At 59.1% G+C, this 14,577-nt stretch carries 16 protein-coding genes and 1 pseudogene; 3 read left to right on the top strand and 14 right to left on the bottom strand.

Going from position 1 to position 14,577, the window contains the following annotated elements:
• Nucleotides 1–116 precede the first annotated feature (116 nt).
• From P0D80_RS16915 to imuA, 3 genes are all read right to left on the bottom strand, one after another.
• Complete coding sequence (locus P0D80_RS16915) at nucleotides 117–1,562, bottom strand: AbiJ-related protein (protein ID WP_408285533.1); 1,446 nt, start codon at nucleotides 1,560–1,562, stop codon at nucleotides 117–119.
• Between the two features lie 501 nt (nucleotides 1,563–2,063).
• Nucleotides 2,064–2,453 (bottom strand): Y-family DNA polymerase, encoded by a 390-nt coding sequence (locus tag P0D80_RS16910; RefSeq protein WP_408285530.1) that lies wholly within the window; start codon nucleotides 2,451–2,453, stop codon nucleotides 2,064–2,066.
• Complete coding sequence (gene imuA / locus P0D80_RS16905) at nucleotides 2,383–3,090, bottom strand: translesion DNA synthesis-associated protein ImuA (RefSeq protein WP_408285528.1); 708 nt, start codon at nucleotides 3,088–3,090, stop codon at nucleotides 2,383–2,385. Before imuA ends, P0D80_RS16910 begins: the two co-directional genes overlap by 71 nt.
• Nucleotides 3,091–3,178: 88 nt before the next feature.
• Between imuA and P0D80_RS16900 the strand changes: the two genes are divergently transcribed.
• A complete protein-coding gene (locus tag P0D80_RS16900) occupies nucleotides 3,179–3,493 on the top strand; it encodes a hypothetical protein (protein ID WP_408285527.1) in 315 nt (104 codons plus the stop codon).
• A 346-nt stretch (nucleotides 3,494–3,839) separates the two neighbouring features.
• A complete protein-coding gene (locus P0D80_RS16895; RefSeq protein WP_408285524.1) occupies nucleotides 3,840–4,058 on the top strand; it encodes a hypothetical protein in 219 nt (72 codons plus the stop codon).
• Here the strand turns inward: P0D80_RS16895 and P0D80_RS16890 are convergent.
• On the bottom strand, nucleotides 3,957–4,199 hold the full coding sequence (locus P0D80_RS16890) for a hypothetical protein (protein ID WP_408285722.1): 243 nt from the start codon (nucleotides 4,197–4,199) through the stop codon (nucleotides 3,957–3,959). The genes P0D80_RS16895 and P0D80_RS16890 overlap by 102 nt on opposite strands.
• A gap of 114 nt (nucleotides 4,200–4,313) precedes the next feature.
• Here P0D80_RS16890 and P0D80_RS16885 point away from each other — a divergent pair.
• Nucleotides 4,314–4,748: pseudogene (locus tag P0D80_RS16885) on the top strand (DUF3597 domain-containing protein); the annotation flags it as partial.
• On the opposite strand, the gene P0D80_RS16880 reads toward P0D80_RS16885, so the two are convergent.
• The 10 genes from P0D80_RS16880 to P0D80_RS16835 form a co-directional block, all read right to left on the bottom strand.
• Entirely contained in the window at nucleotides 4,655–5,149 is a 495-nt protein-coding gene (locus tag P0D80_RS16880) for a MerR family DNA-binding protein (RefSeq protein ID WP_408285521.1), read from the bottom strand. The pseudogene P0D80_RS16885 and the gene P0D80_RS16880 overlap by 94 nt on opposite strands.
• 36 nt (nucleotides 5,150–5,185) lie before the next feature.
• Complete coding sequence (locus P0D80_RS16875; RefSeq protein ID WP_408285518.1) at nucleotides 5,186–5,503, bottom strand: P-II family nitrogen regulator; 318 nt, start codon at nucleotides 5,501–5,503, stop codon at nucleotides 5,186–5,188.
• 43 nt (nucleotides 5,504–5,546) lie between these two features.
• Entirely contained in the window at nucleotides 5,547–6,122 is a 576-nt protein-coding gene (locus P0D80_RS16870) for a PCYCGC motif-containing (lipo)protein (RefSeq protein WP_408285516.1), read from the bottom strand.
• A gap of 29 nt (nucleotides 6,123–6,151) precedes the next feature.
• Nucleotides 6,152–6,307 (bottom strand): hypothetical protein, encoded by a 156-nt coding sequence (locus P0D80_RS16865; protein ID WP_159938934.1) that lies wholly within the window; start codon nucleotides 6,305–6,307, stop codon nucleotides 6,152–6,154.
• 91 nt (nucleotides 6,308–6,398) lie between these two features.
• The gene (locus P0D80_RS16860; RefSeq protein ID WP_408285514.1) at nucleotides 6,399–6,626 is read right to left on the bottom strand and encodes a DUF2933 domain-containing protein; all 228 of its coding nucleotides are present in this window, start codon (nucleotides 6,624–6,626) and stop codon (nucleotides 6,399–6,401) included.
• Between the two features lie 54 nt (nucleotides 6,627–6,680).
• The gene (locus P0D80_RS16855; protein WP_408285512.1) at nucleotides 6,681–6,995 is read right to left on the bottom strand and encodes a hypothetical protein; all 315 of its coding nucleotides are present in this window, start codon (nucleotides 6,993–6,995) and stop codon (nucleotides 6,681–6,683) included.
• A gap of 494 nt (nucleotides 6,996–7,489) precedes the next feature.
• Nucleotides 7,490–9,343: a protein-disulfide reductase DsbD gene (gene dsbD, locus P0D80_RS16850; RefSeq protein ID WP_408285510.1), complete on the bottom strand. Its 1,854-nt coding sequence runs from the start codon at nucleotides 9,341–9,343 to the stop codon at nucleotides 7,490–7,492.
• A 159-nt stretch (nucleotides 9,344–9,502) separates the two neighbouring features.
• The gene (locus P0D80_RS16845) at nucleotides 9,503–9,850 is read right to left on the bottom strand and encodes a copper-binding protein (protein ID WP_408285508.1); all 348 of its coding nucleotides are present in this window, start codon (nucleotides 9,848–9,850) and stop codon (nucleotides 9,503–9,505) included.
• Nucleotides 9,847–13,053: an efflux RND transporter permease subunit gene (locus tag P0D80_RS16840; protein ID WP_408285506.1), complete on the bottom strand. Its 3,207-nt coding sequence runs from the start codon at nucleotides 13,051–13,053 to the stop codon at nucleotides 9,847–9,849. Before P0D80_RS16840 ends, P0D80_RS16845 begins: the two co-directional genes overlap by 4 nt.
• Nucleotides 13,050–14,576, bottom strand: a complete 1,527-nt coding sequence (locus tag P0D80_RS16835; protein WP_408285503.1) for an efflux RND transporter periplasmic adaptor subunit — start codon at nucleotides 14,574–14,576, stop codon at nucleotides 13,050–13,052. Before P0D80_RS16835 ends, P0D80_RS16840 begins: the two co-directional genes overlap by 4 nt.
• Between the last annotated feature and the right edge of the window lies 1 nt (nucleotide 14,577).

Genomic DNA, 14,577 nt, shown 5'->3' with positions numbered 1-14,577 from the left:
CCTCCTACAAGCAAATCCAAATGCGGCTACGGCCTGCAGTTGTCGCCAACCGCGAATTCCGTAAGGAGGTCGCGAAGGCCGGTGGACGGAATTGAACTATTTGCTGGCAGTACCGGTTATCGGACGCCATGCTTCGCATATAGTCGCTCAAAGAAGTCGGCGACACATTTCTGCGCACGAAGACCAACTTGCCGTTTCGCAAGGTCGACGTCCGGAAACTCGTATCCGCCAAAGCGGTACACCTCATAGCCCATCAGGCGTAATCGCCGGTCCTCTGCCGCCATTTCGGCGTAAAGTTGCGCACTGGCGACATACCGGTCAAGTGAACTCGGGTCTTGTGTGGCGTAGTGGTGACGACCATCAACTTCAATGACGATGCGTACGCCGTGGTCGAGCATCAAGAGAAAGTCCATGCGCTGGCGCGCCAGAAATTTTTCGTCACCTCGCTGACGTCGGGTGTAGGGGTCGTAGTGCAGGTAGACCTGCGGCACCAGCGCTGGGAGGCGGTCACCAAGCTCCTTGCCGAACCGCTCGTAGTAGCCTTGAAAGATGGCTAGCTCACCTGGTGAACGGGTATCTTCAACCGACTGACGCAAACGCCGGAACAACTGTTCCTTGGCGCTGTTCTCATCCGTGAGGTCGCAAAGTTCGGCGTACCAGTCGCGAAGGTCTTTCCATAAAAGGAGACCAGAACTGGGAAGTGGTCGGTCAAAGATGAGAACCTTGTCCGCATTCTTCGTGATTTGGACGTCGTTGTTGAGCGCATCACGGAAGATAAGCTCGGGCTTTTCACCCGTCGAAGCGAAGATGAGGTTTTTCAGCGCGCCGGAGACGCCTGCTTGGGCGCGAACGACGCTGTAGATGGCATAGCCCGACTCAACAGACGTCTGGCGCACCGTGAATCCGTCTCTCTTCAGGGCATGCCCAATTGCAGCAGCCAGCTCGGCCTGCTCTGCGTCTCTGCGCGTAACCGGATGCAGAACCTTCTCCAGTAGCGAAAAAAATCGAGCCTGACTGCATGTGAGTGCACCGCATTGTGTGAGCAGTTCCTCGTGCGACCAGTCGTCGTTGCGCAGATAGTGCTGTTGAATTTGCGCAGCTAAATCCGCGTTGTCTACCCACCATGATTCGCCGTCCCGCATGACGTCAGCACCGAATATTTCCTGTAGGCTTTCAGTAACAGGGAGTTCGCCGAACAGGACGTCCAGAGAGTTGAGGACTTTGAGCACATCACGACGAACGAGCTGGCTTACCCGGTGTTCCGCGTGAACCGCCATTTCGCTGTACGAGTCTGCCAAGTCCTCCGACGGATATTCGCGAAGCACCTTTTCTGCAAGTTCAAGAAGTGCTGACTCGTCTAAACTGAGGATACGACGCCGGACGTAGAGCCGCTTACTGGCGTGAGCCTCCTGCGCGTCTTCTGGTTTGACGACAGATTGAATCCCCAGCCGAACGCACACATCCGGAAGCTCGTAGGATTTTGCGACTGCAACGGCCTGCGCGATGTGCCCTCTCAGGGTATCGAGAGGGACAACCGAACGCTTTGCGCTTGAATCCCGCATGCAGCCTCCACAGTATTTAATGCGCGTGCTCTATTCAGCCCGGGTAGCAGAGAACAGTTTCCTTTGTCCGGTGCGACAACGCCGTCTGTCTGCCCTCTGGCCGGCGAGCAAAATCGTTCCATCTGGGTTCGGCGACTTGTTCAATGCGTTGCGAGACGGTTTTGGCTCGAGTCTGCGTCCGGCGAAGAGACGCACCGCGACTTCCAACGGACTCCAGATACCGCTCGCATTGTGCATTCGACCATGGCTTCTGCGACAAGATTTGCAGGACCCACTAGACCTATCACCCCTGACTCACAGCTGACCAATACTTCGAAGGGCCCACAGTGCGACCCGAGGAGCGAAAATTCAAGGGTGTGACGCAACTCGATTAGGCCAGGCTTCTGTTCTTCAAAAATTTTCTGAAGAGCGCTGACCGGCTCCGTAACAAAGAATCTATGTCGGACCTCAGCGTCATCGTCGTCATGGATGTCAACCACCGCCAGCGCGTCGTCATAGTCTTCATCGTATCGCAGCACGTCGTATACGGCATCGGGCATCGGTGCGCCCAGTGCATAGAAGGCGTCGACTTGCGCCGACCTCAACAACGACGGTCGCTTCGTCAAGCAAGGCAACCTCAGGTGAAAACCGCATCAGGGCGATGCCCACCTCCCGCTGTGCCGCGGCCTCCCTGGCCGCATCGCGCTCATGCATCTCCGTTTCCGGCGACAGTGTCAGCACTCCACCGCGCTTCATCCCGAGGCGAACGCCAGCCGCGCGAGCTGCATTGTCGGTAATGACCACTTTGTCTTTCTCCAGGACAGCACTTCCATGCACAGGCTCAGACGACCACTTCGGTCGGAACACCTCGAGCGGTAACTTCGGCAAGTGGACGGCGAGAAAGACGCGCATGTCTGGAAAGCAGAACAGGAGTTGGTTGAAGGGGAATCGACAGAGGCTCTGCGCGGGCGGGCCCTCGTCGTTTCACAATGTCGACGGTCAGACCGTCGGCTGATGGTCTCAAAGCGAGCCGCAACAGCGCGGGCGATGAATCCTGCGCGGCAGCCAGTGGCCTGACCATCACGAAAAGCGTCTCGGATGACTGTGCCGCCAGATGCAGGCGCCGCAGCGATGACGCTTGCGCGTATTGCGCCCAGAAGATGAGCGCACTGCAACTGCCGGCCCGCAGAATCTGCTCCGCTGACCAGAGCGCATCGGCGGTCTTCTGCGCTTTCACCCGCAGCACCTGCTCAATGGAAAGTCCGATGTAGCTGAGTCCAAGTCCGTCAGGGGTATGCGGCGGCTGCACGAATGCAACCGGTCGATTTCCCGAGGCACTCAGCGCCGGGCGCAACAGCCGCAGTTCGCCCACCCCGGCTTGCTGCACCATCAGGTCGACGAGAGCACCGACTGGCCAGCCCCCGCCGGGAAGTTCAGCCGACAGCGCGGGATAGCCGGTCTCGACGACCCGGCCACGGCCACGCGCGAGCTGGGACGCACGCCACAAGGACGGGTGTATCTCTTCGGCAGTAGCGCTAGCAGTAGACATGCGGCATCGAAAAAACCTGTATATTTATACAGTATCGTACACGCAATTCTGAGATAGTGAACTGACACTTTTCATCGGGAGCTGAATCGTGGATGCACGTGTTCGCAAGGTCGGCCATCCGATGCCGGAGGTGGCAACATTCACGTCAGCGATGCGTAATGCTTTCGGGGACGAGTGCGTCGATGATGCGGTCCGGCGCGGCAAAGCTGGTGAGCCGACGTTTTATGCGCGCGAGAATGGACGCACTGTTGGCACAGCAAGTCCGGCGAACGACAATGTCTGGCGCGTCAACGCCGACATACGAGACCGGCATTATTGTCCCGGGTGTGACGGCGGGTGCGTCGGCCAAGCAATTGGTTGCAAAGAGTGGCTGCAACGAACGGCCAGCAAGGAGAAACCGTGAAAAGAATTGGATTGGCGTTACTGGCAGCGACGATGGCGCCGACAGCGTTCGCAACTGGCGGATATTCGGAGATGTGGAATCCACCAGAGGCGCGCACGACCGCACCACACAGCGTCAGTGCCGCACACAAGCTGGTAACTCGTCGGCATGTCGCGCCCCATGCAATGAAAGTGCACGCACGCCGCGCGCCGACATCAGCAACGAGGCTCATGGCGAAGCAACACCACATGCAAGAAGTCGTTCCAGCGAACGAGCCTGACATGTCGGACATTCCTCGCCAGATAACTCCCGAGGGAAATGTGCTTCGCGTGAGCTCGCGCGGAGCATCGGTAAAGGTTGGGCGCTGATGGAGTCGGAAAGCTATCGCGGCTACAACGTGTGGGGCCACGCCATCCTTCAGCAGGAAGACGTCCTCCAGCCGGAGCGTTATGCGGGAAGCGGGACCATTACCAAGAGCGGTAAGCTAATCGAAGCATCGGGTGTCCTCGGTCATTTCGACAGTGAAGAGGACGCGCAACATGCTGGCTTGGATTGGGCCCGCGCCTGGGTCGACGCACATGGGTGAGGCCACGGCCTGGTCAGCAAGCTTGCACGCACCGACCACGACGGCGTCGAGCACTTCCTGCAACTCCCAAGGTGCCGTGCGGAGCATCTGCAAGATGCCCCGCAGGCGGTGGCCCAGGCCTGATGTCGTCGTGTTGGACATCGCTTGTACCTTGCGTTCAAACGCAGGGCGAGAAGGAATGTCGGCCGCTAGGCATGCCCGTTGCGCCGCCGTAAGACCGACTCAAGTGGACGGTCACGGACCAAGGAGCGACAAATGAGCATATTTTCAACTATCTTGAACAAGACTTTTCCGCACGACCATCCAGCCAATACAACCTCTGCCTCGAAAACTGCCCCGGCGGCAGGCGGAACATCAGCACCAGGCAGCGCGACAGTACCGACAGGAACGCCGTCGACGCCATCAACTGCTTCGGCGCAGACTTGACAACCCTCAGCTGCGCCAATGCCGACGGTCGACGTTGAGGCGGTCCTTACCAAGATGCGGGAAGGTAGCGGCCAACAGTTGAACTGGCGAACGTCAATCGTAGACCTGCTCAAGCTTCTCGGACTGGACAGTAGTCTGGATGCGCGGAAGGAACTCGCCTCCGAACTTCACTACTCTGGAAACACCGAAGATTCCGGCGCTATGAATGTCTGGTTGCATCGGGAGGTCATGCAAAAGCTCGCAGAGAATGGCGGCAAGGTGCCCGCCAGATTCTCCACGGTCTCCTTCATCGCCGTCATCTCACGAATTCGGCTGTCTAGTTCCGCGAGATGCTGATTAATCAAGCTCTCGACCTCGTCGCTCGGTCTGCTGCGGTTTTGCCACAACTCAAGCATGGTAGCGATTTGTTTAATCGAAAAACCAAGATGACGCGCCTGCTTCACAAAGTGAAGAATTTCGATGTCGGTCGAGCCGTACACGCGGTAATTCGACCCGGTGCGGCCCACAGGATTGATAAGCGCAGTCTGCTCGTAGTGGCGAATCATCTTCGCCGACACACCGGATGCTTTCGCTGCTTCACCAATGTTCATCGCAGCCGCCTTTGTCTGGCCGGCCAATCTGCCGTATATCTCTGTTTTTAGACCTTCCCGCAATGGGAAGGTCAAGCGTCACACCACGGCGGACCGATGTCCGCCATCGAGTCACGGTATCGCTTCCGCCTGACTGCGAATGCGGAAGAATTTCTCCACCGGAATCACCGCAACGACCCCATCTCCACTTGCGCCGACATGTGCGACATCCATGATGGTCTTCACCAGCGCATCGACGTTTTCCGCCTGCGCAAAGATTTCAATCTTGACGTGCTCCGTCGTCCAATCGTCGGCAAAGTAATTCGGATGTACGCCGAATCCCCGCACTTTGGTAACGGTCACGCCATGGATGTGAATGGCGCCCAACTTTCGTTCCAATGCTTCCACTACATCGAGCCTGACAATGGCAACAACGCATTTCAGTTCCATGTCATCCTCCTCAGCGGTTGATTGTTAGCGAAACCGTTTGCTGCTATCCGTTTGGCCCGTTTGGTGCCCAGTTCATATCCACTGCAGCTTGAATCTTGCCCGCGTCGTGAACGCCAGCTTGTGTCATCCGCCAGGCTATCTCTGCCGTACCCTGGCAAACCGCGCATGTCACCGCCATCTGGTCTTCGAAGCATTGAAGATTGGAACGATGTACGCCGCGATTTTCGCAACCGCACCAGCAATAGAGCTTGTTGAGCGTCGCAGAAATCTGCGTCGCAACCCAGTAGGAATGCCTTACGTCCTTATCAGCAAATTGATTCGGGTTCAGGACGTGTGAAGCATCCGACCGGCCACTGGGAATGATGCGCAACCCATCAGGACGCAACATCCCCACATGCCACGCAGTTTCCGAATGAATCTGCTCTTGCAGGCCCGCTTTCCCGGTGGCGGAACTGAGTACCGGGTACCGTGCAAAGAAAGGCCCCACAACAACCGCCGCAGGTATCGCAAGAATCAGCACGACCAGCACCACCACGAGGCGCCACCTAGCCGCGATGAGTACCGGGGAACGCGCTGCGCGCGCCTGATGCTCCTCTTCTTTGCTTATCCGATTTTTCATTGCAACTCTCCTTTTTCACAGGCCAGCGGCTATCGCCAGAGACGCATCGCCTCACTGCAAGAACGCATGCCGTGCATCATGCTTACGTGCATCACAGCCATGCCGACGATACCGAGCACAGCGACGAGGCCAATGACGGCGAAAATGACAATGACGACGTTGAGCATTCGAGCGTTGTCGAACATGATTTTCTCCTTCGCATCAGTCGCGGAGCAGCGTGACGAGCAGCGATATCGCGCTGCTCCGCGTGACTTGTCCGTGTCGTGATGAATCAGGTCATGACTTGGGACCCGTCACCGTTTCACTCTGCACGTCGTGCTTGTCGGTACTGGACTTTGTTCCCCGCATCATGAGCAGCATCGAGAGCGGACACACCAGCATGCAGGTCACCAGGATGAATGGAGCGAGAGCACCTCTGAACTGAGGCAGCGCCCAATATCCAAGTACGATAACAAGCGCGAGCGCAAGTGCAGTCGTCACCATCGTCTTTGTGTTGCACTTCACGATTGCTTCCTTTCTGGAATTGGATTGGGTAGTGGTGTCGGGAAGAAATCCACGTCACTTCGATGGAGACGTACCGGCCTGGTCGGAGTACTTGAGCATGATGTCGCCCATCGCCTTCATCATTTCCCCGTGCATGCGCATCGCGGTCTTCGGGTCCATACCCATATTGCCGCCCATCATCGGACAGCCACCCATCATGCCGCCGCCCATTCCTCCCATTCCCATGCCGCCCATCATGTTGGAACCGTGTTCTCGCGTTTGCGGTGGGTGACTCGCGTCGTTGCCGGTCCCACTGGCAGCCATGGCCACAGCGCCCGTACCCAACGAGAGTGTCAACAGGGCAGCAGTCAGTAGTGATTTCGCGTTCATATATATCTCCGGATTCGGTTAAATCGTGTCACTGATAAAGCAGTTCTCGAGGCGCGCGCCGACGCTCTCCGCGTTGGCAACACGCATGCGTGCACAACGACGCAGGGCCGTTCGAGTCTCGTCGACGAGGGAACTACAAGGAGCGAGGCGGAGGCGCTGGCAGTTCGGGGATGAACTGCGGTATGAGAATGACGTGGGTGGCCCGGTAGACGGGCGAGGAAGTCACGACTGCCGTCTTATACGTCGTCGGTAAGACAGCCATGCCGCAGGCGAGACCGCTCAGGCTGCCGTGACATGCGGGCTGAGAACCCGTTACGTGGGCTCTTGCATCTTGTGCGCACGCCACCATGCCCGGTGTATGCGGCGCCTTCATCTGAGACTGCATTGTCGACGACGACATTTCCGGGCAAAGCGCCACCTGCGCGGGGTAGCCGAGGAGCGGCAGCCACGCGATAAGCAGACAGGCGACAAGTTTTACCCAGAATTTCATCATTTCAGTATAGGTGGTCCACACGACATCGCCAAAGGGCAGGATGACGCTCGCGCGCTACCCGGTTGGTCACTGGGCCCCAACGCTTTAAATGTGCGAGAAACGCGTCAGCACCAACAAAACCGACCAACTGTGCGTCGACCTGCTGATGGCCATAACGGTCATAGAAAATCAAAGCCGGTGGCCCGAAAAGCCCAAAGCGCCTCAACATCTCAGCGTCTTCAGGTGTGTTCTTCGTCACATCAATGCGCAGCAGTGTCCAATGCGCGAACTCGCTCACCACGCGCGCATCGGTAAAGGTAAATCGCTCCAGTTCCTTGCAACTGATACACCAGTCGGCGTAAAAATCCACCATGACAGGTTGGCCGTGTGCCGCCTCGAGTGCCCGGTCAAGTTCGGCGGTCGACCGTACCGATTCAAAACGCGCGGCACTGGCCGTCTCAGTTTGTGCGCCCCGCGTAACACCGCGCAATGGTTGAAGAACCTCAAAATTTCCCGATGCAACGCCGACCAGTTCGGCAATCGCGGCGACCAGCAGCAGTACACCAATTGCTTTGCCCACGCGAAGCACACCGTGTGCGTTCGGCGGTAGCGGGTCGATGGCGCGTAGCATCATGGCGCAAGCGGCTAGCAGCAAAGCGACCAATGCCATCAGCAGCCAATCTGGCAGTAATGAATAGACGAACCACAATGCTGTTGCCAGCAGCATGACGCCTAGCGTGTTCTGAACGGCAATCATCCAGTGCCCGGACCTGGGTAACACGCGCGCGCCGAAAGTGCCGACGAGCAGCAGCGGAATGCCTATTCCGATGCCCATCACGTACAAGGCCAGCGCTCCGCCGACGACATCGCGACTGTTGGCGATATACAGCAGCGCACCCGCCAGTGCTGGTGTCGAGCATGGGCCGACAATCAGTGCGGAGAGCATGCCCATCACGAACACTGGGACAATCCGGCCGCCGGGTAGACGGTTACTCCATTCAGTAAGCCTGGTTTGCCAGCCCGTTGGCAACTGCAGTCTGAACAGACCGAACATGCCGAACGCGAGGACGACCATGAGCAAACCAAAGGCGGCGAGCACCCAGGGCTTTTGCGTTACAGCCACCAGCGGGATGCCGATGAGCGCCGCAATGGTGCCGGCGACCGCATAGGTAACCGCAAGTCCTTGCACATAGGCGAGCGACAGCGCAAAGCCACGCCACAGCGTTAACCGTTCCCGAGTTCCGCCGATAACTGCCGTAACGATGGGAATGAGGGGATACATGCAAACTGTGCCCGCCATTAACAAACCAGCAAGCAGGAAACCTAGCAATTCGGGCACGCCAAGACCATTCGCCGGTCGCAGATTCAGGCCGAAGACAGCGAGGCCCCGGTTTTCGCCGACAGTTGGAAACTCGGTGGCACCGGCTGTTGCATTCCCTTCGTTCGCAATGGGGGTGACGATGCCGTCGGCCGCTATGCGGTAGCCTCGGGTTAGCGGCGGGTAGCAGACGCCGAGGTCCGCACACCCCTGCGACGTGACGGACAGCACGGTGCTCGCCGTGATGGCGCGGGGCAAGGGAACGCGAATTTGCACAGGCCGGTGATAGACCTGGACCATGCCGAATGTCGGGTCGTTTTTCGATTCTGCAGGCGGCATCTGGTCCGGCTTAACGGGCACACCATCCACCGCGAAGCTGAAGCGGTCCTGGTACAGGTAGTAGCCAGGCTTCGTGCCGAAGTCGAGCGTTACCTGTTGTGGCCCGCTGACGCTGACCGTCAACGGAAAGGCTTCATTGACGGGTAGCAGGTCAGATTCGCTCACCGCGTAAGCGGCCAGAGACATGAAAACGAATAGCAAGCCAAGCGCGATGCGCAACGCGCGCTTCGCTGCGTCTGTTTGACGGCAAATTCGCTGCCGTAGGTCGGGTGATGTCATTCGCATTGCAGTGCCTCTACTCACAAGATGTGAGCGCAGACGTGCGACCGCAGGCCCGCCGTCACGCGGCGAGCCTGCGAGTGCCGTGTCAGCGCCCCATCATGACTGCTTTTCCAGTTTCACGATGGTCAGGGTGCCGTTGACGTTTTCGACACGGACCTTGACCTTGTCGCCCTCGTGAACCTGCTTGACCATGGCCGCATCCTTCGCCTTGAACGCCATCGTCATCGGCGGCATCCCGACGTTCTCCAGCGTGCCATGCTTCAGCGTGACCATGCCGGTCGCAGAGTCCACCTTCCTGACCTCTGCATCGGTGAGCGCATTGTTCGATGACGTCTTCGAATCCGACGGCTTGGACATGTTCATGCCCGCCATGTCATCACCGGCGAACGCGGGCGCAGCAACGATGGCTGCAAGAGCAACAGACGCAACAATCAACTTCTTCATCGGGTTTCTCCAGTTTGAGTAGAAGGCACTTTCATGCCGGAAGGTACTGCGTGGGGATGACGCGCATGGCCCAGCCTCCGCGCGCGGCGGCGTTGAAGCAGGAACCAGGCTGCAGGGATAACGAACATCGAAAGGATGGGTGCCGTGACCATGCCGCCTACCATCGGTGCGGCAATGCGCTGCATGACTTCCGAACCGGCGCCGTGTCCGACCATGATGGGGATGAGACCAGCCAGCACGACAGCAACCGTCATCGCTTTCGGCCGCACGCGCAACACGGCGCCCTCACGAATCGCATCGAACAGAAGCGCCTCGGTTAGCGGTTCACCATCCTCCAGCCGGCGATTGAGCGCACCCTTCAGGTAGAGCAGCATCACGACACCGAACTCGGCTGCGACACCAGCGAGTGCGATAAATCCGACTGCGGTTGCGACAGACACCGCATGACCCAGAATCCAGATGAGCCAGAACCCGCCGACCAGAGCAAACGGCACCGTCGACATCAGCAGGAGTGCATCAGCCGCAGAGTTGAAGGTCAGGAAGAGCAGCACGAAGATGACGACGAGTGTCACGGGAATGACCGTACGAAGTTTCGCCGCTGCACGCTCGAGATATTCGAACTGGCCGGACCATGCAATCGAATAACCCGGCGGAAGCGTCACCTTCTCCGCAACAGCGCGCTGCATTGCTTCGACCGCTGACTGCAGGTCCGTATTGCGGATATCGACATAGACGTAGCCCGAGAGTCGGGCATTCTCGCTGCGAATCATCGGAGGACCATCGGCAATCGTGATGTGCGCCACATCGCCGAGCTGGATTTGCGCGCCACGGTCTGTGACGACAGGCAGCTGTCGCAGCTTCTCGAGCGAATCCCGGATTTCGCGCGGATAGCGAATATTGATGGGGAACCGCTTCCGGCCGGCAATGACCTCGCCAACGTTTTCTCCGCCGACGGCCGAAGAAATGACAGACTGGATATCGCCGACGGCAAGCCCGTAACGTGCAGCCGCCCGGCGGTCGATGTCGATGTCTATGTAACGACCGCCGTTCAGGCGCTCGGCCAGTGCAGACGTGACGCCCGGCACAGTCTTGACCGCTGCTTCGACCTGTGCCGCGATTCTGTCGATTTGCGAGAGGTCACTACCCGAAATCTTCACGCCAACCGGTGTTTTGATGCCGGTAGACAGCATGTCCAGACGATTACGGATGGGCGGTACCCAAACGTTCGACAGCCCTGGCACCTTGACCGTCCGGTCCAGTTCGTCGACCAGCTTCTCGGGCGTCATGCCCGGTCGCCACTGGCTGCGTGGCTTGAACTGAATCGTGCTCTCGAACATTTCGAGCGGTGCCGGGTCCGTAGCGGTGTCGGCCCGCCCGGATTTGCCGAAGACGGTCTGCACCTCGGGAACCGTCTTGATGAGCCGGTCGGTCTGCTGTAGCAGTTCACTTGCTTTCTCGGCCGAGATTCCCGGAAGCGCTGTCGGCATATACAGCAGGTCGCCTTCATCGAGCGGTGGCATGAATTCGCCACCGAGCTGGGACAGCGGAATCACCGAAGCGGCCAGCGCAACCACCGCTAGACCAATGGCAACCCAAGGTCGCCGCAGCGTAGCTTCCAGCAACGGCCGGTACAGTCGAATCAGCACGCGATTGATGGGGTTCGAGTTCTCGTGGGGAATGCGACCTCGAATCAGATAACCCATCAGCACGGGAACCAGCGTCACCGACAACCCGGCAGCAGCGGCAATGGTGTAAGTCTTGGTGAAGGCCAACGGAGAGAACAGCTTCCCCTCCTGCCCCTCGAGCGAGAACACTGGGATAAACGACAGCGTGATGATGAGAAGCGAGAAGAACAGCGCCGGTCCCACCTCCGCAGCAGATGTCGCGATGAGTTCCCAGCGCTGTGCCGTCGTGATTTGTTCGCCCGGATGCTCGTGGTCGTACGCTTCGAGATGCTTGTGAGCGTTCTCAATCATCACGATGGCCGCGTCAATCATCGCCCCGATGGCAATGGCGATGCCTCCCAGCGACATCAGGTTCGCGTTCACCCCTTGATAGCGCATGACAATGAAGGCGGCCAGCACGCCTAGCGGCAGTGACAGAATCGCCACGAACGCGCTGCGCAGATGGAACAGGAACACCGCGCAGACGAGCCCAACGATGATGAACTCCTCGATTAGCTTGTCCTTGAGGTTGTCCACGGCGCGCTCGATGAGCTGCGAGCGGTCGTAGGTTGTCACGACTTCCACGCCAGCCGGCAGTGAACGCTTCAGGTCCGCCAGTTTCGCTTTTACTGCGTCAATGGTCGTCAGCGCATTCTTGCCGGAGCGCATGACGATGACACCGCCCGCGACCTCGCCCTGGCCGTTCAGCTCAGCGATGCCGCGCCGCATCTCGGGTCCGATTTGAATCCGGGCTACATCACCGAGCAGAACCGGCGTACCGACATCGTTCGTTCGCAATACGACGTTGCGAAAGTCGTCGAGTGTGTGCAGGTAGCCAGACGAACGGACCATGTACTCCGACTCAGCCATTTCAACCACCGACCCACCTGATTCCTGGTTCGCTTTGCCGAGCGCGTCGGCCACCGCCGCCTGCGTGATGCCGTAGGCGCGCAGTTTGTCCGGGTCGAGCACAACCTGGTACTGGCGCACCATGCCGCCGATGCTCGCGACCTCGGACACGTCAGGCACTGACTTCAGTTCGAACTTCAGGAACCAGTCATTGAGCGCGCGCAGTTGTCCGAGGTCGTGTTGTCCGGTCCTGTCGACGAGTGCATATTCGTACACCCAGCCCACGCCAGTTGCATCCGGTCCAAGCGAAACGGTCGCCCCCTGCGGCAGGCGGCTCTGTACCTGGTTCAGATATTCGAGCACGCGCGAGCGTGCCCAGTACTGGTCGGTTTTGTCGTCGAACAGCACGTAGACGAACGCATCGCCGAACGACGAATACGCGCGGATGGTTTTAGCACCGGGCACACCGAGCAGCGTCGTCGTCAGCGGATAGGTCACCTGGTCCTCGACGACCTGCGGTGCTTTGCCCGGGTATGACGCTTTGATGATGACTTGCGTATCGGACAGGTCAGGCAGCGCATCGAGCGGCGTTTGCGTGACCGAATAGACGCCCCACGCCGTAACGAGCACGGTCGTGAGCAGCACCAGGAAGCGGTTGTGGATAGACCACCTGATAAGACGCGCAATCATTTGGCGCCTCCGACTGGCTCGACCTTGGTCAACTGGTATCCGTCACCCGACGGCGTGAAGACAAAATGCACGGTCTGGCCTGGCTTCACGTCCGGAAACGCCGTCGGCGACGGTTTGCCGAACGACATCGTCATTGCGCCCCAGCCCAGCGCTGGAACGGGTTGATGTGAAAACGTGATGTCTCCGGCCGTCACCTGTTCGACCTTACCTGTGGTGTCGTAGGTCTGCGGTGCTGCTGCGGTAGGTGCTGGAGGCGACGCGCTCGCACCGGTCGGTGCGGTTGCTTCGAGCTTCGGCAGAACAGATTTCAGACTCGCTTCCGAGTCAATCAGGAACTGGCCGGATGCGACGACCTGCTGGCCTTCGGTCAGGCCGCTGGCCACCTCGGTGTCGTCGCCGGCATCGTTGCCAACGGTGACGGAGACAGGTTGTAACCTGCCGTCTGGATTCTTGACGATGACCACCGACCGCTTACCCGTCGTGATGACGGCTTCCGAGGGAACCAGCAACCGCGATACCTTTTTTGCCGCGCCGACGCGCGCCCGCATCAACATCCCCGGCGTCAACCTGAAGTCCGCGTTATCGATTTCGAGGCGAGCCTGAAGCGTACGGCTACTCGCGCTGATGCCCGGCAGGATTTCACGGATGTGTCCCGTGAAATGTTGGGCAGGGTCACCGGCAAACACGGCATCCACACTCATGCCCGGTCGAACCTGGAGCGCCAGCGCTTCGGGTATCTCCACCACGAGCCACAGCCTGTCGAGCCCGGAGACTTTCGCAAGCGTCTGCCCGGGCGACACCATCGCGCCATCACGAACGTTCAGTTCGGTCAGCACGCCGGTTTCCGGTGCGGATAGCGTGATGTGTGTTTGCGCCTTGCCGGTGCGGTCGAGACTTGCAATCACGCCGTCGGGAATGGACATCGCCCGCATCCGCGCACGTGACGCCGCAAGCATGCCGTCATCCATGCGGCCACGTTTCAGCGCCAGATACTCTTCCTGCGGCGCAAGCCAATCTGGAACGAACAGGGACGCAATCGGAGCGCTTTTCGTTACGCGCTGCATTGGGGCGCTGGCGTAAAGATGGTCAATGTAGCCGGTCACTCGCGACTGGACGACATCGGCTTTCGACTCATCGAACTGCGTAGTACCTACCGCGTCGAATCCTTCCGTTGTCTCCTGCCGGCGTACGGTTGCGTATCGAATCCCCAGGTTCTGCTGCATCCCGGGGTCAATCTTGATGCCATTCGAGCCGCCTTCATCGGCGTAGACCGGCTCCAACTGCATGTTCATGAAAGGCGACTTGCCCGGCTTGTCGAAATGCTGGTTCGGTACCATCGGGTCGTGCCAGTACAGCACCTTCCGGCCAGTCTTCGGGTCGGTTCTGTCGCTGGAGGGTGTTGCCGCAGCAGCGCTCTCGCCGCCCATCGTTGAACGATGCGTACCGGCGACATAGCCGGCACCCAGCAATGCCGCTGCGGCAAACACCATAAGGGCCGCGCGTGCCAGTTGTTTCTTCTGCATG

This window comes from Paraburkholderia sp. RL17-373-BIF-A (genome assembly GCF_046030175.1).
GTDB lineage: Bacteria > Pseudomonadota > Gammaproteobacteria > Burkholderiales > Burkholderiaceae > Paraburkholderia.
This window is presented reverse-complemented; position numbering and strand designations above follow the sequence as displayed.